Here is a 24,932-nt window from a genome sequence, read left to right as displayed (position 1 = left end):
ACTCTGGGGTAAAATACGTATCAAATTGCAAAACCTTTTCTGGCCTGGAACATTTCCGGGTCAGTCTTCTTTTATTTGCAAAATGAGGCATGGCGCCGCAGAACGCTTTTTTCTGCAGTCACCGGTCAGGATGCACCGTGAAACAGGATTGATGACGAGGAGCTAAAATGAACCAGATTCCGATGACGTTAAGAGGCGCTGAAAGGCTGCGCGAAGAGCTGCATGAGCTGAAAACGGTGAAACGCCCGCGCATTATTGCCTCCATCGCGGAGGCCCGCGAGCACGGCGATTTGAAAGAGAATGCCGAATACCACGCTGCGCGTGAAGAACAGGGGTTCTGTGAGGGACGTATTCAGGAGATTGAGGCCAAACTCTCTAATGCGCAGGTTATCGACGTCACCCAAATGCCTAAAACCGGCCGCGTCATTTTTGGCGCGACGGTGACGGTCCTGAATGTGGATACGGATGAAGAGTTTACGTACCGCATCGTAGGTGACGATGAAGCAGACTTTAAGCAAAATCTGATTTCTGTTAACTCGCCAATGGCGCGTGGCCTGGTGGGGAAAGAAGCCGATGACGTGGCGATTATTAAAACGCCGGGCGGCGATGTGGAGTACGAAATCCTGAAGGTGGAATACATCTGACAGGTGGCAACCTTTTGTAACGGGTTGCAGTACAATGTAAAGAAAGGAAAAAGGCCGCGCTGCGGCCTTTTATCCCATGTAAGAGCATGGCACTTTCTTTGCCCACTTAACGTGGCAGAGAAATCTTGCTCTCTTTAGCGGGGCGATACAGCACCAGCGTTTTACCTATCAACTGAACGTTGACGGCGCCAGTTTCACGTACGATAGCGTCGACGATCAGCTGCCGGGTCTCACGATCTTCAGAGGCGACTTTCACCTTGATTAACTCGTGGTGTCCCAGCGCGTGTTCGATCTCTGCCAGCACACCTTCGGTCAGGCCATTGCCTCCGAGCATGACGACTGGCTTGAGCGGATGGGCGAGGCTTTTCAGGTGCTGTTTTTGTTTGGTACTTAGATTCATCGTATTATTTACTTACTCGGGGATTGAAAACGGTTCATTCTACCGCCATCTCGGGTATATCGCCAAATCGACGCAACCTACTGCGTGCAGATTTATCGCTACGATGACGATTTAGTTGGAAATTTTATGACCGGTAAAAAGCGTTCAGCCAGCTCCAGCCGCTGGCTACAGGAACACTTTAGCGATAAATACGTGCTCCAGGCACAGAAAAAAGGGTTGCGTTCGCGCGCCTGGTTTAAACTTGATGAAATACAACAGGGTGACAAGCTTTTCAAACCCGGTATGACCGTGGTAGATCTGGGTGCTGCACCCGGTGGCTGGTCGCAATATGTGGTACAGCAAATTGGGTCCAAAGGGCGTGTCATTGCATGTGATATCCTGCCTATGGATCCTATTGTTGGTGTCGATTTTCTTCAAGGCGATTTTCGTGAAGAATCGGTGATTAACGCGTTGCTTGAGCGTGTGGGCGATCAGAAAGTCCAGGTCGTCATGTCTGATATGGCACCGAATATGAGTGGTACACCTGCCGTAGATATTCCCCGGTCGATGTATTTGGTTGAGCTGGCGTTAGAGATGTGTCGTGACATTTTGGCTCCCGGCGGGAGTTTTGTAGTGAAAGTGTTCCAGGGGGATGGCTTTGATGAATACCTGCGGGAAATTCGATCCCTGTTCACGAAAGTGAAAATACGTAAGCCTGACGCTTCACGTTCACGTTCACGTGAAGTTTATATTGTGGCGACTGGGCGCAAGCTGTAGCCAACGTGGTGGATCATCCAGCCTTCCCGCTGCGATTCCATGTACGAAGGATCTATAGTACCCTACGCTATCTGTTAACACCGTTGTAATATGAGGTTAATCCCTTGAGTGACATGGCGAAAAACCTGATTCTCTGGCTAGTCATCGCGGTTGTACTGATGTCAGTCTTCCAGAGCTTTGGGCCCAGCGAGTCAAATGGCCGTAGGGTTGATTATTCAACCTTCCTGTCGGAAGTGAACCAGGATCAGGTCCGCGAGGCACGTATTAACGGGCGTGAAATTAACGTAACCAAAAAAGACAGTAATAAATACACCACCTACATTCCTGTCAATGATCCCAAGTTACTCGATAACCTGTTGACCAAGAACGTTAAAGTGGTTGGTGAGCCGCCTGAAGAGCCAAGCCTGCTGGCGTCGATCTTCATTTCCTGGTTCCCAATGTTACTGCTGATTGGTGTGTGGATTTTCTTCATGCGGCAAATGCAGGGCGGTGGCGGCAAAGGCGCAATGTCCTTTGGTAAGAGCAAAGCCCGCATGCTAACGGAAGATCAGATTAAAACCACTTTTGCTGACGTAGCAGGCTGTGACGAAGCGAAAGAGGAAGTCGGTGAGCTGGTCGAATACCTGCGTGAACCGAGCCGTTTCCAGAAGCTGGGGGGTAAAATCCCGAAAGGCGTTCTGATGGTCGGCCCGCCGGGTACCGGTAAAACCCTGCTGGCGAAAGCCATTGCCGGTGAAGCGAAAGTACCGTTCTTTACCATTTCAGGTTCTGACTTTGTTGAAATGTTCGTCGGTGTGGGTGCGTCTCGCGTCCGTGACATGTTTGAACAGGCTAAGAAAGCGGCACCGTGCATTATCTTCATCGATGAGATCGATGCCGTTGGTCGCCAGCGTGGTGCCGGTTTAGGGGGAGGGCACGATGAGCGTGAACAAACCCTGAACCAGATGCTGGTTGAAATGGATGGCTTTGAAGGTAACGAAGGCATCATCGTGATTGCCGCGACCAACCGTCCAGACGTACTTGACCCTGCGCTGCTGCGTCCGGGCCGCTTTGACCGTCAGGTTGTCGTGGGCTTGCCAGACGTACGTGGTCGTGAGCAGATTCTGAAAGTGCATATGCGTCGTGTACCCTTGGCAACCGACATTGATGCGGCCATCATTGCGCGCGGTACGCCAGGCTTCTCCGGTGCCGATCTGGCGAACCTGGTGAACGAAGCGGCGCTGTTTGCTGCACGCAGCAATAAACGCGTTGTGTCGATGGTGGAATTCGAAAAAGCCAAAGACAAAATCATGATGGGTGCAGAGCGCCGTTCCATGGTGATGACCGAAGCACAGAAAGAGTCTACGGCTTACCATGAGGCCGGCCACGCGATTATTGGTCGTCTGGTACCGGAACACGATCCGGTGCACAAAGTGACCATTATTCCGCGCGGTCGTGCATTAGGTGTGACCTTCTTCCTGCCTGAAGGTGATGCGATTAGCGCAAGCCGTCAGAAGCTGGAAAGTCAGATTTCGACCCTGTACGGCGGTCGTCTGGCGGAAGAGATCATCTACGGTGCAGAACATGTCTCTACCGGTGCCTCTAACGATATCAAAGTGGCAACCAACCTGGCCCGTAACATGGTAACCCAGTGGGGCTTCTCTGAGAAACTGGGCCCGCTGCTGTATGCTGAAGAAGACGGTGAAGTGTTCCTGGGCCGTTCAGTGGCAAAAGCCAAGCATATGTCAGATGAAACTGCCCGTATTATCGACCAGGAAGTTAAACACTTGATCGATACGAACTATCAGCGCGCTCGCCAGATCCTGGGCGAAAACATGGACATTCTTCACGCGATGAAAGATGCGCTGATGAAGTATGAAACCATTGATGCACCGCAGATTGACGACCTGATGGCACGCCGTGAAGTGCGTCCGCCAGCAGGCTGGGAAGATCCGGGCAGCAGCAATTCAGACAGTAACGGTACGCCAAAGGCCCCGCGTCCGGTCGATGAACCGCGTACGCCGAATCCAGGCAATACCATGTCAGAACAGTTCGACAAATAAGACGTCAGGTCTTTTAATAAAACCCCGGCTGGTCCGGGGTTTTTTACATCTATACATTGAGCCACAAGGAGTTTTTCACCATGAAACTGTTCGCCCGTGATTCCCATCTCGATTTGTCATTTCCACATGTGATGGGCATTCTCAACGTCACGCCGGACTCTTTTTCCGATGGTGGTAAACACAATGCGCTGGTCGATGCGTTAACGCACACTAACGAGATGGTGAACGCTGGCGCAACAATCATTGACGTGGGGGGTGAGTCCACGCGTCCGGGCGCTGACGAAGTGAGCGTTGAGGAGGAGCTTGAACGGGTGATTCCGGTGGTCGAAGCTATCGCTCAACGCTTTGAGGTATGGATATCAGTCGATACGTCCAAAGCCGACGTGATTCGTGAAGCCGCCAGCGCAGGGGCTCACATTATCAATGATGTGCGCTCGCTGTCTGAGCCTGGCGCGTTGGCAGCGGCAGCGGCAACGGGCTTACCGGTTTGTCTGATGCATATGCAGGGCGAACCGCGTACGATGCAGCAGGCACCCGCCTATAAGGATATTGTAAGCGAAGTGGACACTTACTTCGTTGAACAACTGGCCCGCTGCGAAGCCGCAGGCATAAAAAAAGAGAATCTGTTACTCGACCCGGGCTTCGGTTTCGGTAAGAATCTCAGCCACAATTATGAACTGCTGGCCCACCTCAGTAAATTTCACCGTTTTGCGCTGCCGCTGTTGGTTGGCATGTCACGCAAATCAATGATTGGACAACTGCTGAATGTGGGGCCTTCCCAGCGCCTGACGGGCAGCCTGGCCTGTGCGGTTATTGCCGCCATGCAGGGCGCGCACATTATTCGCGCCCACGATGTAAAAGAAACCGTCGAAGCGATGCGGGTGGTTGAAGCGACACAAAGAGCGAAAGGATGAAGAGCATGAGCGAACGTAAATATTTCGGTACCGATGGGATTCGCGGCAAAGTCGGTGAGTCACCGATTACCCCTGACTTTGTATTAAAGCTCGGCTGGGCGGCGGGTAAAGTACTGGCCCGTCACGGCTCCAAAAAAATTATCATTGGTAAAGACACGCGCATTTCAGGCTATATGCTGGAATCCGCGCTGGAAGCCGGTCTCGCAGCCGCAGGGCTGTCCGCGGCCTTTACCGGCCCAATGCCCACGCCCGCTATTGCCTATCTGACCCGCACGTTCCGTGCCGAAGCCGGCATCGTGATTTCCGCGTCGCACAATCCGTTTGATGATAACGGCATTAAGTTTTTCTCCGCCGAAGGGACGAAACTGCCCGATGACGTGGAAGAGGCGATCGAACTGGAAATGGAAAAACCGCTTACCTGCGTGGAATCCGCCCAGCTGGGGCGTGCCAGCCGTATTGTTGACGCGGCCGGGCGTTACATTGAATTTTGTAAAGGTACGTTCCCCAGCGAACTCAGCCTCAGTGGCCTGAAAATTGTCGTCGACTGTGCAAACGGTGCCACTTATCACATTGCGCCTAATGTCCTGCGTGAACTCGGTGCGACGGTGATTGCAGTTGGCGTCCAGCCTGATGGCATGAACATTAATAAAGCATGCGGCGCGACCGATCTCAGGATGCTGCAGGAACGCGTACTGGCTGAAAAAGCGGACATCGGTCTGGCCTATGACGGTGACGGCGATCGCATCATGATGGTCGACCACCTTGGCAAGAAAGTGGATGGGGACCAGATTCTGTATATCATCGCCCGCGAAGGTCTGCGTCAGGGACAGTTGCGCGGTGGTGTGGTCGGCACGCTGATGAGCAACATGGGGCTGGAGCTGGCGCTGAAACAGCTGGGTATTCCGTTTGTTCGTGCAAAAGTGGGCGACCGCTATGTACTGGAAAAAATGCAGGAAAAAGGCTGGCGCCTGGGAGCGGAAAACTCCGGTCATGTGATCCTGCTGGATAAGATCGCTACGGGTGACGGCATCGTTGCAAGTTTGCAAGTACTTACAGCTATGGTTCGTAACCATATGAGCCTGCACGATCTCTGCACCGGCATGAAAATGCTGCCTCAGGTGCTGGTAAATGTCCGCTTCGCCGGCGAGCACGATCCGCTGGAAAGCGATGCCGTTAAAGCGGTAGCCGAGGACGTGGAAAAAGCCCTGGCCGGAAAAGGACGCGTGCTGCTGCGTAAATCAGGCACGGAACCGCTAATCCGCGTAATGGTAGAGGGTGAGGATGAAACCCAGGTGACGGCGCTGGCGAATCGAATTGCCGATGCGGTTAAAGCCGTCTGAGGCAGCTGGCAGGCGGGGACATCGCAGTGAACCTGCCTGCAAAATCATCGCACTGGCGCTTTTTTCTGCAATCAGCGTGCCGCATGTAAATTGCACTTGCAGAGGTATGCGCCATTGGTTAGTATTCACACCCGCTTCTGATGGGTGATGAAGAAACTCCCCGTCAAATTGGTTGAAGCTTTAACTGTGCGGATTACGCGCAAGGAAACAGGTTGATTATGTACGAAGCTCTGTTAGTTGTTTTCCTTATTGTAGCAATTGGCCTGGTAGGTCTTATCATGCTGCAGCAAGGCAAAGGCGCTGATATGGGTGCATCATTCGGTGCAGGCGCGTCAGGTACGCTGTTCGGTTCAACAGGGTCAGGTAATTTCATGACTCGTATGACCGCCGTACTGGCTACGCTGTTTTTCGTCATCAGCTTGATTCTGGGTAACCTGAACAGTAATAAAACAGCCAAAGGAAGTGAGTGGGATAACCTCACTGCGCCAGCTCAGTCTCAACAGCAGACTCAGCCAGCTAAACCGGCTACGCCGGGCAACGATATCCCGCATTAATAGCGTTAAGCGTCATAAGCGGCAGTTCAGCGTCGCAGTCAGTGCAGTACCGAGGTGGTGAAATTGGTAGACACGCTACCTTGAGGTGGTAGTGCTCGAAAGGGCTTACGGGTTCAAGTCCCGTCCTCGGTACCAAATCTTAGTTAGACTTGCATTTTATGCATGATCGGCGTAACATTCGCCACGTTTTCGGACGCGGGGTGGAGCAGCCTGGTAGCTCGTCGGGCTCATAACCCGAAGGTCGTCGGTTCAAATCCGGCCCCCGCAACCACTTTCCCTTAGAGTTCTTTTTCAAATATACTGTATGCATCGACGGGCGCATTAGCAGCGAATTTTGAAAAAAATTCTTTTGGATGGGCGTCCGGGCCGCAATGCGGCATACAGGGTCCAGTGATAAAAAGCCCCGACTATTCGGGGTTTTTTGTTATTAGCGAATCGTAATACTGGGCTATAGGCCCTTTTTTTATGTCTTGGGGGTGGGCTTGTCCACATTAGAGCAAAAATTGACAGAGTTGGTATCTGCTCCGGTAGAAGCGCTCGGCTACGAACTGGTCGGAATTGAATTCGTTCGTGGTCGCACATCAACCCTGCGCATCTATATTGACAGTGAAGATGGCATCAATGTTGACGATTGCGCGGACGTCAGCCACCAGGTGAGTGCCGTGATGGATGTGGAAGATCCCATCACCGTCCCTTACCACCTTGAAGTGTCCTCACCGGGGCTCGACCGTCCTCTGTTCACTGCAGAACATTATGCACGCTTTACCGGCGATGAGGTGAGCCTGGTGCTGCGTATGGCCGTTCAAAACCGCCGTAAATGGCAGGGAATCATCAAGTCTGTAGAAGGCGAGATGATAACGGTAAACGTTGAGGGTAATGACGAGGTGTTCGCGCTGAGTAATATTCAGAAAGCGAACCTGGTCCCCCACTTTTAAAAGTCCGGATTGAGGCTAACCAGGATGAACAAAGAGATCTTAGCTGTTGTAGAAGCCGTTTCTAACGAAAAAGCCCTGCCGCGTGAGAAAATCTTCGAAGCGCTGGAGAGCGCGCTGGCGACTGCGACCAAGAAAAAGTACGAGCAGGAAATTGACGTCCGCGTCAGCATCGACCGCAGAAGTGGCGACTTTGATACGTTCCGCCGTTGGGAAATCGTAGAGCAGGTCACTCAGCCAACGCGTGAGATCACGCTGGATGCGGCTCGCTACGAAGATGAGTCCCTCAATCTGGGCGACTACGTTGAAGATCAGATTGAATCTGTCACCTTTGACCGCATTACTACCCAGACCGCAAAACAGGTTATCGTGCAAAAAGTACGTGAAGCCGAGCGCGCAATGGTCGTGGATCAGTTCCGTGAGCAGGAAGGCGAAATCATCACCGGCGTGGTGAAAAAAGTTAACCGTGACAACATTTCACTGGATCTGGGCAACAATGCTGAAGCGGTAATCCTGCGTGAGGATATGCTGCCGCGTGAAAACTTCCGCCCTGGTGACCGTATTCGCGGTGTTCTGTATGCCGTTCGCCCGGAAGCGCGTGGTGCACAGCTGTTTGTGACCCGCTCAAAGCCAGAAATGCTGATCGAATTGTTCCGCATTGAAGTACCAGAAATTGGCGAAGAAGTGCTTGAAATTAAAGCCGCAGCCCGCGATCCGGGTTCACGCGCTAAAATTGCAGTAAAAACGAACGACAAACGTATTGATCCGGTGGGTGCCTGCGTCGGTATGCGCGGTGCGCGTGTTCAGGCCGTGTCCAGTGAACTGGGCGGCGAGCGTATCGATATCGTGCTGTGGGACGACAACCCGGCACAGTTTGTTATTAACGCCATGGCTCCGGCTGATGTGGCGTCAATCGTGGTTGATGAAGACAACCACACGATGGATATCGCCGTTGAGGCTGGCAATCTGGCCCAGGCGATCGGCCGTAATGGCCAAAACGTGCGTCTGGCTTCACAGCTGAGTGGCTGGGAGCTGAACGTGATGACCGTCGATGATCTGCAGGCGAAGCATCAGGCTGAAGCCCATGCAGCGATCGATATGTTCACTAAACATCTCGACATCGACGAAGAGTTCGCCACCATTCTGGTGGAAGAGGGCTTCTCATCGTTGGAAGAACTGGCCTATGTGCCAATTAACGAGCTGTTGGAAATCGACGGCCTCGACGAAGAGACCATTGAAGCCCTGCGTGAACGAGCAAAAAATGCGTTAACCACCCTGGCACTGGCTAAAGAAGAGAGCCTGGGGAATCAGGAACCTGCAGAAGACCTCTTGAATCTTGAGGGTCTGGATCGTGCACTGGCTTTCCGCCTGGCATCCAAAGGCGTTTGCACGCTGGAAGACCTTGCTGAGCAAGGTGTTGACGATCTGACTGATATTGAAGGGCTGACTGATGAGCAAGCTGGCGCGCTGATTATGGCCGCACGCAATATCTGCTGGTTCGGCGATGACGCGTAATAACAGGAAGGAACAGCATGACAGATGTAACCGTAAAATCGCTGGCAGCAGAAATTCAGACTTCGGTCGATCGCCTGGTACAGCAGTTTGCTGATGCGGGGATCCCAAAGTCTGAAAATGATGCGGTGACCCAGCATGAGAAAGAAACCTTACTGTCTCACCTGAAGCATGGTCAGGCCGGTTCAGGCAAACTGACCCTGCAGCGCAAAACGCGTAGTACCTTGAATATTCCTGGCACCGGGGGTAAAAGTAAATCGGTGCAAATCGAAGTCCGCAAAAAGCGCACGTATGTAAAAGGTGATGCAGAGTCTGAGCAAGCTCAGGCAGAAGCAGAAGCCGAGGCGCAGCGTGAAGCGGAAGAGCAGGCGCAACGCGAGGCCGCTGAACAGGCGCGTCGTGAAGCGGAACAAAAAGCGCAACGTGAAGCCGAAGAGAAAGCCAGGCGCGAAGCCGCTGAAAAGGCTAAGCGTGCAGCAGCGGAAAATGAGAAAGTGACTAATCAACCTACCGACGAAGTGACCAAGGCCGCCCAGTCCGATAAAGCACGTCGTGAAGCTGAAGCCGCTGAACTGAAGCGTAAAGCGGAAGAAGAAGCGCGTCGTAAGCTGGAAGAGGCTGCCCGCCTCGCCGCGGAAGAAGCCCGCCGTTTAGCCGAAGAAAAAGCGGCTGAATGGGAAAAGCCTGAAGAAGAGGATAAGGGCGACTATCACGTCACCACCTCAACACATGCCCGTCAGGCCGAAGACGAGAACGATCGTCAGGTCGAAGCGGGTCGTGCCCGCACGCGCAGTGCTAAAGCCGCGCGTCCGGTGAAAAAAGGCAACAAGCATTCAGAAGCCAAAACCGACCGCGAAGAAGCCCGTGCGCAGGTTCGTGGTGGTAAAGGTGGTAAGCATCGTAAGCCAAGCGCTCTGCAGCAGGGCTTCAACAAGCCAGCACAGGCGGTTAACCGCGATGTGGTGATTGGCGAAACCATCACCGTTGCTGAACTGGCTAACAAAATGGCCGTTAAAGGTTCACTGGTCATCAAAGCGATGATGAAAATGGGCGCTATGGCGACCATCAACCAGGTTATCGACCAGGAAACCGCACAGCTGGTTGCCGAAGAAATGGGCCACAAGGTGACCCTTCGTCGTGAAAACGAGCTGGAAGAAGCGGTAATGGACGATCGTGATACCGATGCAGCGCAGGAAGCGCGTGCGCCGGTTGTGACCATTATGGGCCACGTTGACCACGGTAAAACCTCACTGCTGGATTACATCCGCTCGACCAAAATCGCCTCTGGCGAAGCGGGCGGGATTACACAGCACATCGGTGCATACCACGTCGAAACCGACAACGGTATGATCACCTTCCTGGATACCCCGGGCCACGCCGCGTTTACCGCGATGCGTGCACGTGGTGCGCAGGCAACGGATATCGTTATCCTCGTGGTGGCGGCAGATGATGGTGTGATGCCACAAACCATCGAAGCGATTCAGCACGCCAAAGCCGCGAAAGTGCCGGTTGTGGTTGCTGTCAACAAGTGCGATAAGCCAGAAGCCGATCCGGATCGTGTTAAAAATGAACTGACACAGTACGGCATCATTCCGGAAGAGTGGGGCGGCGAAAACATGTTCGTCAACGTCTCTGCGAAAGCGGGTACCGGTATTGACGATCTGCTGAACGCGATTCTGCTGCAGGCAGAAGTGCTTGAGCTGACGGCCATTCGTGCCGGTATGGCCAGCGGCGTTGTGATCGAATCGTTCCTCGACAAAGGTCGTGGTCCGGTTGCGACCGTTCTGGTACGCGAAGGTACGCTGAACAAAGGCGATATCGTTCTGTGTGGCTTCGAATACGGCCGTGTTCGTGCAATGCGTGACGAACTGGGACGTGAAGTCATGGAAGCGGGCCCGTCTATCCCGGTTGAGATCCTCGGCTTGTCCGGTGTTCCGGCGGCAGGTGATGAAGCGACCGTGGTGCGTGACGAGAAGAAAGCCCGTGAAGTGGCACTGTATCGTCAGGGCAAATTCCGCGAAGTGAAACTGGCACGTCAGCAGAAATCTAAGCTGGAAAACATGTTTGCTAACATGACCGAAGGCGAAGTATCTGAACTGAACATCGTGCTGAAAGCCGACGTTCAGGGCTCTGTGGAAGCGATCTCCGACTCCCTGCTCAAACTCTCCACCGACGAAGTGAAGGTGAAGATTGTGGGTTCAGGCGTAGGTGGTATCACCGAAACCGACGCGACGCTGGCAGCCGCATCTAACGCGATTATCCTTGGCTTTAACGTCCGTGCGGACGCATCTGCGCGTCGCGTCATCGACGCTGAAAGCCTGGATCTGCGTTACTACTCCGTCATCTATAACCTGATTGACGAAGTGAAAGCCGCAATGAGCGGTATGCTGGCACCAGAGTACAAACAGCAGATCATCGGTCTGGCTGAAGTGCGTGACGTGTTCAAATCACCGAAATTTGGTGCTATCGCAGGTTGTATGGTGACGGAAGGTAACATCAAGCGTCACAACCCAATCCGCGTCCTGCGCGATAACGTGGTGATCTACGAAGGTGAGCTTGAATCACTGCGTCGCTTTAAAGATGACGTTAACGAAGTGCGTAACGGCATGGAGTGCGGTATCGGCGTGAAGAACTATAATGACGTTCGTGTCGGCGATATGATCGAAGTCTTCGAAGTGATTGAAGTTAAACGCACCATCGCTTAAGTCCTGGCGTTGATGATGCAATTTGGGAGGCCGCTGGCCTCCCGAATTATTTGGGAGAAATAAAAATGGCGAAAGAATTTGGCCGTCCGCAGCGTGTATCACAGGAGCTGCAAAAAGAGATTGCGATGATTCTGCAGCGTGAGATTAAAGATCCACGCCTTGGCATGATGGTGACCGTTTCGGGTGTTGAGGTATCACGTGACCTCGCTTACGCCAAAGTGTTTGTGACATTCCTCAACGATCAAGATGAAGAAGCCGTAAAAAATGGCCTGAAAGCGTTGAAAGAAGCCTCGGGTTATATCCGTACGCTGCTGGGTAAAGCCATGCGCCTGCGTATCGTGCCTGAACTGACCTTCTTCTACGATAACTCGTTGATTGAAGGGATGCGCATGTCCAACCTCGTGACTAACGTGGTGAAAAAAGACGTTGAGCGTCGTGGTCCAGAAACCACGGATGATGACGAGGAGGCGTAATGAGTCGTCCTCGTCGTCGCGGTCGCGACGTCCATGGCGTTTTGTTGCTGGATAAGCCACAAGGCATGTCGTCTAACGATGTTCTGCAGAAGGTGAAGCGCATTTTTAACGCTAACCGTGCAGGACACACCGGTGCACTTGATCCGCTGGCAACCGGCATGTTGCCGATCTGTCTGGGTGAAGCCACCAAGTTCTCGCAGTATCTGCTGGATTCCGATAAGCGTTATCGCGTGATTGCCCGGTTAGGTGAACGTACCGATACCTCCGATGCGGACGGGAACCGGGTACAAACGCGTCCCGTGACCTTTACCCAGGCCGATCTGGATACCGCACTGGACAGTTTTCGTGGTGACATTATGCAGGTACCGTCGATGTTTTCAGCATTGAAACATCAGGGCCGGAAACTGTATGAATATGCCCGCGAAGGCATCACTATCGAACGTGAGCCCCGGCCGATCACCGTGTATGACTTGCAGTTTATTCGCTGGCAGGGCAGTGAGCTTGAGCTGGAAATTCACTGCTCTAAAGGTACGTACATCCGTACCATTATTGACGATTTGGGTGAAAAGCTGGGCTGCGGTGCGCATGTCATCATGCTGCGTCGTTTGCAGGTAGCACGCTATCCCTTCGAAAGAATGGTCACGCTGGAGCAGCTTCAGGCGTTGCAGGCAGAGGCGAACGCCTCAGGCGACGATCTGGCGTTACAGCTCGATCCTCTGCTGCTGCCCATGGACAGTCCGGCTGCGGATTTTCCTGCGGTCAACCTGTCAGCGGATGTGGCGGCCTACTTTAAACAGGGCCAGCCGGTGCATGCAAGTCAGGCACCTGACCAGGGGCTGGTTCGGGTCACCGAAGGTGAAACACGCAAGTTTATCGGTATGGCAGAAGTGGCCGACGATGGCCGGATTGCTCCACGCCGTTTAGTGGTTGAGTATCAGAATTAAGTTGTGCGCTTTTCATTAAGGGCATTTGCGTTGCCTTCTGGCGAAGAGTAGAATAGCGCGGCTTTAAAGCGGGATGCTGAATTAGAGATCGGCGCCCATACATTCATTTAACTGGAGTTTATTATGTCTCTAAGCGTAGAAGCTAAAGCAGAGATCGTTGCTAAATATGGTCGTGGTGCTAACGACAGCGGTTCAACTGAAGTTCAGGTTGCACTGTTGACCGCGCAGATCAGCCATCTGCAGGGCCACTTCTCTGAGCACAAAAAAGACCACCACAGCCGCCGCGGTCTGCTGCGCATGGTATCTCAGCGTCGTAAGCTGCTGGACTACCTGAAGCGTAAAGACGTTGCACGCTACAGCAGCCTGATCGAAAGCCTCGGTCTGCGTCGCTAAGTCTTAAAATCGGATCGTCTGGGATGCCACAAATGTGTGCTAAAACCCCTTTGGCGATCAGATTTGTGCGAGTTTCATGAAAAGGGGGCCTTTATGGCCCCTTTTTTCGAGCAATGCGCAGCAATCCTGAGCAAACTCATGTATTGTTGTTGGGTGTGATCTTTGTTTGCAGAGGTTCGCGCGGCTAATGAGAGGCTTTACCGCAGGGGCGGTTAAGGGTTGTCATTAGTCGCGAGGATGCAACGGAGATCGGTAATTAATGGCAGGCTCAAGATAGCACTGCCCCGATGTTAAGGACTTTGATTTTGCTTAATCCGATCGTACGCAAATTCCAATATGGTCAACATACCGTCACGCTGGAAACCGGCATGATGGCTCGCCAGGCGACTGCCGCCGTTATGGTGAGCATGGATGACACCGCTGTTTTTGTCACCGTTGTTGGCCAGAAAAAAACCAAACCAGGCCAGGACTTCTTCCCACTGACCGTTAACTATCAGGAGCGTACTTACGCTGCTGGTCGTATCCCGGGCAGCTTCTTCCGTCGCGAAGGTCGTCCAAGCGAAGGTGAAACGCTGATTTCACGTCTGATTGACCGTCCGGTGCGTCCTCTGTTCCCGGAAGGGTTCGTTAACGAAGTTCAGGTGATTGCGACCGTTGTTTCGGTCAACCCACAGGTTCACCCAGACATCGTTGCGATGATCGGTGCCTCTGCCGCGCTGGCGCTGTCGGGTCTGCCTTTCAATGGCCCAATCGGTGCGGCGCGTGTGGGTTATATCAATGACCAGTACGTACTGAACCCAACGGCTGACGAACTGAAAACGTCACGTCTGGATCTGGTGGTTGCAGGTACGCAGAACGCCGTTCTGATGGTGGAATCTGAAGCAGAAATCCTGTCTGAAGAACAAATGCTGGGTGCTGTGGTGTTCGGCCACGATCAGCAGCAGGTGGTGATTGAAAACATTAATGCACTGGTCGCTGAAGCGGGCAAACCGCGTTGGGACTGGCAGCCAGAAGCGGCCAATACCGCACTGATTTCACGTGTCGCGGCCCTGGCTGAAGCGCGTATCAGCGATGCGTACCGTATCACTGACAAGCAAGCGCGTTATGCCCAGGTTGACGCCATCAAAGACGAAACCATCGCAGCGCTGCTGGCGGAAGACGAATCCCTGGATGCGGCTGAAATCGGTGATATCGTGCACAGCCTGGAGAAGACGGTTGTTCGTACCCGTATTCTGAACGGCGAGCCGCGTATCGATGGCCGTGAAAAAGACATGATTCGTGGTCTGGACGTGCGGACCGGCGTACTGCCGCGTACCCATGGTTCAGCCCTGTTCACCCGTGGTGAAACACAGGCGCTGGTGACCGCAACGCTGGGTACCACCCGCGATGCGCAGAACCTGGATGAACTGATGGGTGAGCGTACCGACAGCTTCCTGTTCCACTACAACTTCCCTCCCTACTCAGTAGGTGAAACCGGTATGGTGGGCTCGCCTAAGCGTCGTGAAATTGGTCACGGTCGTCTGGCGAAGCGCGGCGTGTTGGCCGTAATGCCAAAAGTGGAAGATTTCCCTTACACCGTTCGTGTCGTGTCTGAAATCACTGAATCAAACGGTTCATCTTCTATGGCTTCCGTCTGTGGTGCTTCTCTGGCGCTGATGGACGCGGGCGTACCTATTAAAGCGTCTGTTGCCGGTATCGCGATGGGCCTGGTAAAAGAAGACGACAAATTTGTTGTTCTGTCTGACATTCTGGGTGATGAAGATCACCTGGGTGATATGGACTTCAAAGTGGCGGGTAGCCGTGACGGTATCACCGCGCTGCAGATGGACATCAAAATTGAAGGCATCACTCGCGAGATCATGCAGGTAGCGCTGAATCAGGCCAAAGGTGCACGTCTGCACATTCTGGGCGTGATGGAGCAGGCTATCAGCACGCCGCGTCAGGAAATCTCTGAGTTCGCACCGCGCATTTACACCTTCAAAATCAGTTCAGATAAGATCAAAGATGTGATCGGTAAAGGCGGTTCTGTTATCCGTGCGCTGACCGAAGAAACCGGCACCACCATCGAAATCGAAGATGACGGTACGGTGAAAATCGCGGCAACTGATGGCCTGAAAGCGAAAGAAGCGATTCGTCGCATCGAAGAGATCACCGCTGAAATCGAAGTGGGCCGCATTTACAGCGGTAAAGTCACGCGCATTGTCGATTTCGGTGCTTTCGTTGCTATCGGCGGCGGTAAAGAAGGCCTGGTGCACATTTCACAAATCGCTGATAAGCGCGTTGAGAAAGTGACGGATTATCTGCAGATGGGTCAGGAAGTACCGGTGAAGGTGATGGAAGTGGATCGCCAGGGCCGTGTTCGTCTGAGCATCAAAGAAGCGACAGAAACCAAGCCTGAGGCTGTTGCAGCTGAGAGCGCACCTGACGCTGAATAAGTCTTTCCTGATTTGCCTCTCCTTGCCTGGCAGGGGGAGGCTTTTGTGTCATCGCGAGGGCAGGAATCCTTGTGCACAGCAGGCGGATAACAGGACGGTTGTCCCAATGTTTGTATTCGGGAGTGGGAAATGAAGCCTTTTTTGCGCTGGTGTTTTGTTGCGACAGCTTTGACGCTGGCAGGATGCAGCAACTCCAATTGGCGTAAGAACGAAGTTCTTGCAGTACCTTTACAGCCCACACTGCAGCAGGAAGTGATTCTGGCTCGCATGGAACAAATTCTTGCCAGTCGAGCCCTTACCGATGATGAACGCGCACAGCTGTTATATGAGCGCGGAGTGTTGTATGATAGTTTGGGTCTGAGGGCATTAGCGCGGAACGATTTTTCGCAAGCGCTGTCTATAAGACCTGATATGCCAGAAGTGTTTAACTATCTTGGTATATACTTAACGCAGGCGGGCAACTATGATGCCGCCTATGAAGCGTTTGATTCTGTACTTGAGCTTGATCCAACTTACAACTATGCGCATTTAAATCGTGGTATCGCCCTCTATTACGGTGGTCGATACAAGTTAGCGCAAGATGATCTGCTGGCGTTTTATCAAGACGATCCTAACGATCCTTTCCGTAGCTTGTGGCTCTATCTTGTTGAAAGCAAGATGGACGCAGCCAAAGCAAAAGTGGCGCTTAAACAGCGTTACGATAAAGCGGTTAAGGACCAATGGGGATGGAATATTGTCGAGTTCTACCTGGGCGACATCAGCGAAGCAACACTGATGGAACGTCTCAAGGCGGACGCAACGGATAACACCTCGCTCGCTGAACATCTCAGTGAAACCAACTTCTATTTAGGTAAGTATTACCTAAGTCTGGGGGAGAAGGACAACGCAGAAGCGTTGTTCAAACTGGCGGTCGCCAACAACGTGAATAACTTTGTTGAACACCGATACGCATTGTTGGAACTGGCGCTACTCGGCCAGGCACAAGACGATTTATCAGAATCTGACCAGCAATAGCTGACGAACTTTTTTGCCTGTAAACCTGTCAAGTCATCATCTTCAGGGATGAGGGCTTTTCTGTTCGTCAAAACTTCTAATTTGAGCCGGTTCACACTTTTTGATGAAAATGACTGAAAGTTTTCACGACGAGTTATGTAGACTGGCCGCCGCAATCAACGAGGCACGTGTACTACATGACTGATATTCAAACCACTTTTGCAGACCTTGGCCTGAACGCCGACATCCTTGAATCACTGAACGGTATGGGCTACGTAAAGCCATCCCCAATCCAGGCTGAGTGTATTCCTCACCTGTTGGCGGGCCGTGACGTGTTAGGCATGGCGCAGACCGGGAGTGGTAAAACGGCAGCGTTCTCTCTGCCGCTGTTAAACAACATTGATCCGACTATTAAAGCACCGCAAATTTTGGTGCTGGCTCCGACCCGCGAACTGGCGGTTCAGGTTGCTGAAGCGATGACCGAATTCTCTAAGCACATGCGCGGTCTGAACGTAGTTGCCCTTTACGGCGGCCAGCGTTATGACGTGCAGCTGCGTGCTCTGCGCCAGGGACCCCAGGTTGTTGTGGGAACCCCAGGTCGTCTGCTGGATCACCTGAAGCGTGGCACGTTAGATCTGTCTAATCTGCGTGGTCTGGTGCTGGACGAAGCAGATGAAATGTTACGTATGGGCTTCATCGAAGACGTTGAAACCATCATGGCGCAGATCCCGGAAGGTCATCAGACCGCGCTGTTCTCTGCCACCATGCCAGAAGCGATTCGTCGCATCACCAAGCGTTTCATGAAAGATCCGCAGGAAGTGCGTATTCAGTCGAGCCTGACAACGCGTCCTGACATCAGCCAGAGCTACTGGACGGCTTACGGCCGTAAAACCGATGCACTGGTTCGCTTCCTGGAAGCAGAAGATTTTGATGCGGCGATCATCTTCGTTCGTACCAAAAATGCCACTCTGGAAGTCGCTGAAGCGCTGGAGCGTAGCGGTTACAACAGCGCGGCCCTGAACGGTGATATGAACCAGGCCCTGCGTGAGCAGACGCTGGAGCGTTTGAAAGATGGTCGTCTGGACATCCTGATCGCGACTGACGTTGCGGCTCGTGGCCTGGACGTTGAGCGTATCAGCCTGGTTGTTAACTACGATATCCCGATGGACGCCGAATCTTACGTTCACCGCATTGGCCGTACGGGTCGTGCGGGTCGTGCGGGTCGCGCACTGCTGTTCGTTGAGAACCGCGAGCGTCGTCTGCTGCGCAACATCGAACGCACCATGAAGCTGACTATTCCGGAAGTTGAGCTGCCAAACGCAGAGCTGCTGGGTCAGCGTCGTCTGGCTAAGTTTGCCGCGAAAGTTCAGCAGCAGCTGGAAAGCAGCGATCTGGAACAGTACCGTGCACTGCTGACCAAAATGCAGCCTGAAGAAGAGCTGGATATCGAAACGCTGGCTGCCGCCCTGCTGAAAATGGCACAGGGTGAGCGTCCGCTGATCGTACCTGCTGACGCACCGCGTCCTCCGCGCCGCGAATTCCGTGAGCGTGATGATCGTCGCGACAGCCGTGGTCCACGTGACAGCCGTGATGGCGATCGTCCACGTCGTGAGCGTCGCGATGTTGGCGACATGCAGCTGTATCGCATTGAAGTGGGCCGTGATGACGGTGTTGAAGTTCGTCACATCGTTGGCGCGATTGCTAACGAAGGCGACATCAGCAGCCGTTACATCGGTAACATCAAACTGTTTGGTACGCACTCGACGATCGAACTGCCGAAAGGCATGCCGGGCGATGTCCTGCAGCACTTTACCCGTACGCGTATTCTCAACAAGCCGATGAATATGCAATTGCTGGGTGATGCACAGCCGCATGAAGGTGGCCGTGGTGAGCGTCGTTCAGGTTCTGGCGAGCGTCGTGGTCCTCGTCCTGAAGGTCAGGGCCGTCGTTTCTCTTCTGAGCGCCGTGAAGGTGGTCGTGAAGGTGGACGCAGCTTTAACCGTGAAGGCGGTCGTGGTCCACGTCGTGAAGACGGTGCTGCTGCACCTCGTCGTCGTGACGCATAAGCGAGACGATTTCGCATGATAAAAAGGGAAGCCTGCGGGCTTCCCTTTTTTTTGCCCTTGCGGTAAATCCCTGTCAGGGCAGACCGGCTGAGACAGCGGGGAAGCAAGATAAGTAAAGGGAAGCCAGCAGGCTTCCCTTTTTGTCTTTGCCTTTTACCTGGCGCGAAACAGAACGAGGCGTTTACAGCCCGCGTGCCGCCTCCATCGCCAGCTTAAAGGAGTGCAGACGTGCATCGGTATCGTAAATCTGACCGTTGACCATGATCTCATCGGCCTGCGTTTCACGCAGCAGCGAGGCCAGACCGTGACGCACTTTATCCACGTCCCCGACCAGCGACATGCTCAGAGCCTGCTGGACGCCATACTGTTCTGACGGCGACCAGAGGCTGTCCATGTTCTGCACCGGGGCAGGTAACGGACCGGGCTTGCCGCGACGCAAATTAATAAACTGCTGCTGCATTGAGGTAAACAGAAAACGGGCGTCGCTTTCCGTGTCCGCCGCCACGATGTTAATGCAGACGGTAGCATAAGGTTCAGCAAGGCGGGCTGACGGTGTAAAGTTTTCACGATAAACATGCAGAGCCTGGAACAGCTGGTCCGGTGCGAAATGCGAGGCAAACGCAAACGGCAGCCCCATTTTGGCCGAGAGCTGGGCGCTGTACAGGCTGGAACCCAGTAACCAGACGGGAATTTTCATCCCTAAACCAGGTACCGGCTGAACAGGCGGCTGCGCGCCAGCTTCTGCATCAAACCAGTGAATCAGCTCGGCCACATCATCCGGAAACGTATCGGCCTGCATGCCTGACAGGTTGCGACGTAAAGCCAGCATCGTGCGCTGATCCGATCCTGGCGCACGGCCTAATCCCAGATCGAGGCGATCGGGATACAGCGATGCCAGGGTGCCGAACTGTTCTGCGATCACCAGCGGCGCGTGATTGGGCAACATAATGCCGCCAGAGCCCAGACGCAGCGTCGTGGTGTTTGCGGCCAGATAGCCGATTAACACGGCTGTGGCGGCGCTGGCGATGCCGGTCATATTATGGTGCTCAGCTAACCAGTAACGTTCAAATCCCAGAGCTTCGGCCTGACGTGCCAGCGCAAGTGAATTCTGAAACGCATCACGTGGCGTAGCGCCCTGAGCAACAGGGGCAAGATCGAGTACAGAGAGGCGAACGTTTTTTTTCTCAGACATGGGTACTCCAGAGGTTATAGCGCAGGTTTCATACCCTGCACTATTAAGTATTGCGCAACATTCGCTATATTAAAACGCTTTACGCCCACTCTCTGTTGCCTGTATGTGCGTTTCAGTCGGTGGTCTGTAAAACCATCCCCGGCAGTTTACGCCAGTAGCCATTGCAGTCCCGGTTTTTCTCGATCGCTAACGGGGCCTGGCCCGCTTCGTTGTCGCGAAAACGGTCAACAAGGCTTAAGGTTTCCTCGCTTTGTGGTGAAAGTCGCACGATATCGACACAGTTGTGCATGCTTACCAGATCGTTGCCCAGGTTGTAACAGTAGCCACTCAGCGTCTGAATACCGTTCAGAACGAAAACCTGTTGTTGCTCCTGCGAAAGCACCCTGCGTCCGTTCGGATAATGACGGCAGCAGGTTTCGCAGTCATCTTTAGCGCGATTCTCCGAGCGGGCCGTAAAGCATCGCGCTGACAGAGCCAGCGGTAAATGCCCATAGGCCAGCACCTCGACTTCAAACTGTTCGCGAATACCGCGTGTTTCGCACTGCGCCAGCAGAGGTAACAGCCAGTCTCGTGGCATTTCAACGGGCAGGCACCAGCGCGTCATACCTTCTTTCACCAGCAGATGTAATGTGTCAGCGTTATAAACGTTCAGGGTAGGACCGGCGACAAAGGGCAGCTTGCGCTCCGCCGCCATGTTGACCGTCCCCATGTCGTTGGCCTCGATAAGAAACTCGCCATTTTCGACATAACGCTGTAACTCTTTCAGTTCGGATGGGGATTGCAGCAGCGCCAGCGTGCTCACGACAACCTGCTTGCCGCTGGCAGCCAGCTCACGCGCTAAATCCATCCAGGCGGCAAACGAGGTTGCGCGGCGCTTGCTGCATACGGTTTCGCCCAGGTAAATGATGTCGGCACTGCTTTGGGCGGCGAGGTGGTAAAAGTGTTGCAGTGTGTCGCCAGGCCAGTACCACAGCACCGGGCCAAGGGAATATTTCATTCTGTCTCCTTATTGCCAGTCACGATGGTAAGCACCTAACGTGGTTTGCGTTCCTTCAGACAGCGCCCCTAATGTCTGCATCCATTTCTCGCTGACGTCAAAGCTATCCGGCGCGGCCTGACAGCGATTGATCGCCTGACGCCAGACGCGCGCCACCTCAGAAATATAGGCGGGGCTGCGTTGACGGCCTTCAATCTTCACTGAGGCAATGCCCGCCCGCAGCAGCTCAGGCAGCAGTTCCAGGGTATTCAGGCTGGTGGGCTCTTCCAGCACGTGGTAGCGCTGTTCGTCAATCTCGTAACGCCCTTTACACAGGGTGGGATAACCCGCGCTTTCATCCGCACCGTAACGGTCAACCAATACGTCATTCAGGCGCACCTCCATCCCGGCAGGCGTTTGCTGCCAGCGCACAAACTTCGCCGGCGAGCAGGCGCCTTTGCTGTTTGGCGATTCCCCTGTGAGCCAGGAGGACAGGTAGCAGCGACCTTCGGCCATAATACACAGGCTGCCAAAGGCAAATACTTCCAGCGGGACTGGCGTACTGCGCGCCAGTTGTTTTACCTGATGGAGGGATAAAACACGGGGCAGCACTACGCGATGCAAAGTGAAATGACGGTGATAAAAACGGATGGCTTCCAGATTGGTGGCCGAGGCCTGAACGGACAAGTGTCGCGCTATGTGTGGATAGCGTTCGCGGGCATAGGCCAGCGTGGCGATATCGGCCAGTATCAGCGCATCCGCTCCACAGTCCGCCGCCACATCAATGGCCCGCTGCCAGCGATGCACGCTATCAGGGTGTGCAAAGGTATTAATGGCAACGTGCAGTTTGCGACGATGCTGATGTAAGTAACAGGCTGCTTCACGTAATTTCTTATCCGTAAAGTTTAGCCCGGCAAAATGACGCGCATTGGTATCGTCTTTTAGCCCGACATAGACCGCATCGGCCCCATTCTCAACGGCGGCGCGCAGGGCTGGCAGGCTCCCGGCCGGACACAGCAACTCCATACCCAATCCTCTCGACATACAGATGGAGCCCGAGTCTAGTCATGCCGCGTTGCGCAAATCTTGATTTGGGGCAGGGAAAGCCGTTTTGATGCGTGAGGCTGACGTATTTTTAATCGGTCAGCTGTTGGTTTTATTGATCTCACCGACGGCGATAACCGGTGTCTGTGGCAATATAGCTAAAATTTTTTTAACAGGAGTGACGAGCGTGCTTCAGCGGTTTTCAGCCAGTTTAGTGAAAAATGGTCCTAAAATTATTGGTTTACCGGCGAAGATTGCCCCGTTTACCTTGAAGAAGCCCCTCTTGCAGCAACTCTTAAACTGGCAATTTCGTCATGTTTTGGCTGAAGGTGAGTTAGACTTCCTTCAGGGACGCTTTTTAGGCATTGAGATCCTTGATATGCATCTCACCTGGATGACCACGCTAGAGGATGGCCGACTGAAGGTGTTGCAGCATGCCGAAGCAGATGTCTGGTTCCGGGGCAATGCCAATGATTTGTTGCTGGTAGCCGCGCGTAAAGCGGATCCTGATATGCTTTTCTTTCAGCGTCGATTGCTGATTGAAGGGGATACTGAACTGGGACTGGAGGTTAAGAACGTAATGGATGCAATAGAACTCGACACCATGCCCGTAGGGTTACGTACCGCCATTCAGCACATGGCTGCGATTGTGGAAACAACGATGCAACAGGACGCGAACGCCGCACAGGCACGCGCAGGTGTTTCATGTTAATACGAACGGAAATTGGCGTTGACGCCGCCGGAATCGATGCACTGCTCCGACGTTGTTTCCCTACATCGGCCGAGGCGGAACTGACACAGGCACTGCGCGAAGATGGCCTGTTAACGCTTGGCGTCGTGGCAACCGATGATGAAGGACAAGTGCTGGGTTATGCTGCCTTTAGTCCGGTCACGATGCAGGGCGAGGATCGCGGCTGGGTCGGCCTTGCGCCGCTGGCCGTTGATGAACCTTTACGGGGACAGGGCATTGCGAAACGCCTCATTTACGAAGGTCTGGATACGCTCAATGAGTTTGGTTACAGCGCGGTAGTCGTACTTGGCGAGCCAGCGCTGTTTCATCCGCTGGGATTTGAACCTGCGGCGCGCCGGGGATTGCACTGTCGCTGGCCGGACAGTGAAGCCGCTTTCCAGGTTTACCGTCTGGCCGATAATGCCTTCGACGACGCGGAAGGGCGCATTGAGTATTCAGCCCCCTTTAACGCACTGCGCTAAGCCAGGTTTCGAGACTCTGCGGTTGCTCGGCAACCAGTTGCAGTTTGCGTTGCCGGGGAAGTTGCTTGACCTGATATTCCAGCCTGGATGCCTGCGCGCGGTCACCTGCCGCGCAGGCATAAACCAGCGCCAGTGGGCCTTTTCCGCGCAGGGCCCGGGCTCCACGACCACACTCATGTTGCGCAAGGCGGCGCGTGACGTCGGTCGTGATGCCGGTATATAACAGACCGGCGGCCGTTTGTATCAGGTAAAGTTGCCAGTGCTGACTCATAATCTGTCCCAGAAATGCCTGCCCGGCAGTGTAACGCGCTTCCCCATCGTGCGCTATCCGTTGCCCTTATCCGGAGTTGATTGTGTCTGATCTTTCCCATCTTATTCGCTACCTGAAGAAGCAACATGTCCTGTCACTGTGCTGCAGTGCCGGAAATGAACTGTGGTGTGCAAACTGTTACTACGTGTTTGATGAGGCACGTATGGCATTCTGGTTGATGACGGAACCGGATACACGTCATGGCCTTCTGGCCAGCAAAAATCCTCACGTGGCCGGAACGATCAATGGTCAGCCTAAAACGGTCTTACTGATAAAAGGGGTGCAGTATCGTGGACGCATCAGGCAACTGCGTGAGGAGGAGGCGGTTGAAGCTCGCCATGCCTATCAGCGACGTTTCCCGATGTCACGCAGCGTGTCTGCACCGCTGTGGGAAATCACGCTCGATGAGCTGAAAATGACCGATAATGCGCTGGGATTTGGCAAAAAGATTGCCTGGCTGCGGGAAGAGTAGTGCGCCCTGATCCCTGACGGAAAAGGGCGCCAACGCGTTACAGCGCTTCCAGAATGCGCAGGGACTCACGGTTAAAAGCAGGCAGGTCAGCCGGGGTGCGGCTGGTTACCAGCTTGTCACTGTCCACCACCACTTCTTCATCGCGGAAATCAGCCCCGGCATTAATCAGGTCGACCGCAATGGCTTTTACGCTGGTCATTTTTCGGCCGCGGACGCCATTGGCACTGATCAGCAACTGTGGCCCGTGGCAGATCGCAAACACCGGTTTGCCGCTTGCCACGAAGTCTTTGGTGAAAGCGACGAAGCGGTCGTCGCCGCGCAGGGCGTCAGGTGAATGGCCGCCAGGCAGCAGCAGCGCGTCAAACTCAGCCGCACTGACATCGTCGATGCTGCGGTCAATCTTCACTTCCGCATCACCCTGTTTGCCTTTAACGGTTTTACCCGCCTGCTCCTCAATGGTCACCACCTCGTAGCCAGCACGTTTATACACTTCCGCTGGCGAGGTAAACTCAGAGTCTTCAAATTCATCGGTGATCAATACCGCAATTTTGGTGCTCATCTTTACCCTCCTGTAGGCATGTTAGGCGCTTAATGCGCTATCCTGATACGCATTAAGCCTGGCT

At 53.8% G+C, this 24,932-nt stretch carries 25 protein-coding genes and 2 tRNA genes; 21 read left to right on the top strand and 6 right to left on the bottom strand.

Annotated features, from left to right (window positions below):
• Positions 1-167: 167 nt before the first annotated feature.
• Entirely contained in the window at positions 168-644 is a 477-nt protein-coding gene (greA, locus tag GC090_RS18125) for a transcription elongation factor GreA (RefSeq protein WP_006121754.1), read from the top strand.
• Between the two features lie 106 nt (positions 645-750).
• Here the strand turns inward: greA and yhbY are convergent, their stop codons facing one another.
• A complete protein-coding gene (yhbY, locus tag GC090_RS18120; protein WP_006121755.1) occupies positions 751-1,044 on the bottom strand; it encodes a ribosome assembly RNA-binding protein YhbY in 294 nt (97 codons plus the stop codon).
• 126 nt (positions 1,045-1,170) lie between these two features.
• Between yhbY and rlmE the strand changes: the two genes are divergently transcribed.
• From rlmE to GC090_RS18040, 17 genes are all read left to right on the top strand, one after another.
• On the top strand, positions 1,171-1,800 hold the full coding sequence (gene rlmE / locus GC090_RS18115) for a 23S rRNA (uridine(2552)-2'-O)-methyltransferase RlmE (RefSeq protein WP_006121756.1): 630 nt from the start codon (positions 1,171-1,173) through the stop codon (positions 1,798-1,800).
• A gap of 113 nt (positions 1,801-1,913) precedes the next feature.
• Complete coding sequence (gene ftsH / locus GC090_RS18110) at positions 1,914-3,842, top strand: ATP-dependent zinc metalloprotease FtsH (protein WP_033739186.1); 1,929 nt, start codon at positions 1,914-1,916, stop codon at positions 3,840-3,842.
• A gap of 80 nt (positions 3,843-3,922) precedes the next feature.
• Entirely contained in the window at positions 3,923-4,756 is an 834-nt protein-coding gene (gene folP / locus GC090_RS18105) for a dihydropteroate synthase (protein WP_006121758.1), read from the top strand.
• Between the two features lie 5 nt (positions 4,757-4,761).
• Complete coding sequence (gene glmM / locus GC090_RS18100; protein ID WP_033739188.1) at positions 4,762-6,096, top strand: phosphoglucosamine mutase; 1,335 nt, start codon at positions 4,762-4,764, stop codon at positions 6,094-6,096.
• A gap of 218 nt (positions 6,097-6,314) precedes the next feature.
• Entirely contained in the window at positions 6,315-6,650 is a 336-nt protein-coding gene (secG, locus tag GC090_RS18095) for a preprotein translocase subunit SecG (RefSeq protein ID WP_006121760.1), read from the top strand.
• A gap of 48 nt (positions 6,651-6,698) precedes the next feature.
• Positions 6,699-6,785, top strand: a tRNA-Leu gene (locus tag GC090_RS18090).
• A 59-nt stretch (positions 6,786-6,844) separates the two neighbouring features.
• Positions 6,845-6,921: transfer RNA gene (locus GC090_RS18085), tRNA-Met, on the top strand.
• Positions 6,922-7,132: 211 nt separating this feature from the next.
• Positions 7,133-7,585 (top strand): ribosome maturation factor RimP, encoded by a 453-nt coding sequence (gene rimP / locus GC090_RS18080; protein ID WP_006121761.1) that lies wholly within the window; start codon positions 7,133-7,135, stop codon positions 7,583-7,585.
• A gap of 24 nt (positions 7,586-7,609) precedes the next feature.
• Positions 7,610-9,097 carry a transcription termination factor NusA gene (gene nusA, locus GC090_RS18075; protein ID WP_006121762.1) on the top strand — a complete coding sequence of 496 codons (1,488 nt, stop codon included), beginning with the start codon at positions 7,610-7,612 and terminating at the stop codon, positions 9,095-9,097.
• Positions 9,098-9,114: 17 nt separating this feature from the next.
• Complete coding sequence (gene infB, locus GC090_RS18070) at positions 9,115-11,799, top strand: translation initiation factor IF-2 (protein ID WP_028723648.1); 2,685 nt, start codon at positions 9,115-9,117, stop codon at positions 11,797-11,799.
• 65 nt (positions 11,800-11,864) lie between these two features.
• On the top strand, positions 11,865-12,272 hold the full coding sequence (gene rbfA, locus GC090_RS18065) for a 30S ribosome-binding factor RbfA (RefSeq protein ID WP_006121764.1): 408 nt from the start codon (positions 11,865-11,867) through the stop codon (positions 12,270-12,272).
• The gene (gene truB / locus GC090_RS18060; protein ID WP_006121765.1) at positions 12,272-13,216 is read left to right on the top strand and encodes a tRNA pseudouridine(55) synthase TruB; all 945 of its coding nucleotides are present in this window, start codon (positions 12,272-12,274) and stop codon (positions 13,214-13,216) included. The genes rbfA and truB overlap by 1 nt, the downstream gene beginning before the upstream one ends.
• Positions 13,217-13,339: 123 nt before the next feature.
• Positions 13,340-13,609: a 30S ribosomal protein S15 gene (gene rpsO, locus GC090_RS18055; protein ID WP_006121766.1), complete on the top strand. Its 270-nt coding sequence runs from the start codon at positions 13,340-13,342 to the stop codon at positions 13,607-13,609.
• A 305-nt stretch (positions 13,610-13,914) separates the two neighbouring features.
• On the top strand, positions 13,915-16,044 hold the full coding sequence (pnp, locus tag GC090_RS18050) for a polyribonucleotide nucleotidyltransferase (RefSeq protein WP_324020602.1): 2,130 nt from the start codon (positions 13,915-13,917) through the stop codon (positions 16,042-16,044).
• Between the two features lie 129 nt (positions 16,045-16,173).
• A complete protein-coding gene (gene nlpI / locus GC090_RS18045) occupies positions 16,174-17,058 on the top strand; it encodes a lipoprotein NlpI (RefSeq protein WP_033739194.1) in 885 nt (294 codons plus the stop codon).
• A gap of 103 nt (positions 17,059-17,161) precedes the next feature.
• Positions 17,162-17,242: a protein YrbN gene (gene yrbN / locus GC090_RS23285; RefSeq protein WP_100208641.1), complete on the top strand. Its 81-nt coding sequence runs from the start codon at positions 17,162-17,164 to the stop codon at positions 17,240-17,242.
• Positions 17,235-19,103: a DEAD/DEAH family ATP-dependent RNA helicase gene (locus tag GC090_RS18040; protein ID WP_058702613.1), complete on the top strand. Its 1,869-nt coding sequence runs from the start codon at positions 17,235-17,237 to the stop codon at positions 19,101-19,103. The genes yrbN and GC090_RS18040 overlap by 8 nt, the downstream gene beginning before the upstream one ends.
• Positions 19,104-19,284: 181 nt before the next feature.
• On the opposite strand, the gene GC090_RS18035 is transcribed toward GC090_RS18040, so the two are convergent.
• The 3 genes from GC090_RS18035 to ubiU form a co-directional block, all read right to left on the bottom strand.
• Complete coding sequence (locus tag GC090_RS18035; protein WP_324020601.1) at positions 19,285-20,295, bottom strand: luciferase-like monooxygenase; 1,011 nt, start codon at positions 20,293-20,295, stop codon at positions 19,285-19,287.
• Positions 20,296-20,407: 112 nt separating this feature from the next.
• On the bottom strand, positions 20,408-21,292 hold the full coding sequence (locus tag GC090_RS18030; RefSeq protein ID WP_172913057.1) for a U32 family peptidase: 885 nt from the start codon (positions 21,290-21,292) through the stop codon (positions 20,408-20,410).
• Between the two features lie 9 nt (positions 21,293-21,301).
• On the bottom strand, positions 21,302-22,297 hold the full coding sequence (gene ubiU / locus GC090_RS18025) for a ubiquinone anaerobic biosynthesis protein UbiU (protein WP_039338888.1): 996 nt from the start codon (positions 22,295-22,297) through the stop codon (positions 21,302-21,304).
• Positions 22,298-22,502: 205 nt separating this feature from the next.
• Between ubiU and ubiT the strand changes: the two genes are divergently transcribed.
• Together ubiT and GC090_RS18015 are read left to right on the top strand one after the other, a co-directional pair.
• The gene (gene ubiT, locus GC090_RS18020) at positions 22,503-23,027 is read left to right on the top strand and encodes a ubiquinone anaerobic biosynthesis accessory factor UbiT (protein ID WP_006121773.1); all 525 of its coding nucleotides are present in this window, start codon (positions 22,503-22,505) and stop codon (positions 23,025-23,027) included.
• Positions 23,021-23,527, top strand: coding sequence for a GNAT family N-acetyltransferase (locus tag GC090_RS18015; protein ID WP_058702611.1), 507 nt, complete (start codon positions 23,021-23,023; stop codon positions 23,525-23,527). Before ubiT ends, GC090_RS18015 begins: the two co-directional genes overlap by 7 nt.
• Here GC090_RS18015 and GC090_RS18010 read toward each other — a convergent pair.
• Positions 23,511-23,798 carry a GIY-YIG nuclease family protein gene (locus GC090_RS18010; protein ID WP_058707939.1) on the bottom strand — a complete coding sequence of 96 codons (288 nt, stop codon included), beginning with the start codon at positions 23,796-23,798 and terminating at the stop codon, positions 23,511-23,513. The two genes, GC090_RS18015 and GC090_RS18010, sit on opposite strands and share 17 nt — an antisense overlap.
• An 82-nt stretch (positions 23,799-23,880) precedes the next feature.
• Here GC090_RS18010 and GC090_RS18005 point away from each other — a divergent pair, with 82 nt between their 5' ends.
• Entirely contained in the window at positions 23,881-24,309 is a 429-nt protein-coding gene (locus tag GC090_RS18005) for a YhbP family protein (protein WP_033739205.1), read from the top strand.
• A 37-nt stretch (positions 24,310-24,346) separates the two neighbouring features.
• Here GC090_RS18005 and GC090_RS18000 read toward each other — a convergent pair whose 3' ends face one another.
• Positions 24,347-24,868 carry a type 1 glutamine amidotransferase domain-containing protein gene (locus GC090_RS18000; protein ID WP_006121777.1) on the bottom strand — a complete coding sequence of 174 codons (522 nt, stop codon included), beginning with the start codon at positions 24,866-24,868 and terminating at the stop codon, positions 24,347-24,349.
• Positions 24,869-24,932 lie beyond the last annotated feature (64 nt).

This window comes from Pantoea sp. JZ29 (genome assembly GCF_035190385.1).
GTDB classification, from domain to species: Bacteria; Pseudomonadota; Gammaproteobacteria; order Enterobacterales; family Enterobacteriaceae; genus Pantoea; species Pantoea stewartii.
This window is presented reverse-complemented; position numbering and strand designations above follow the sequence as displayed.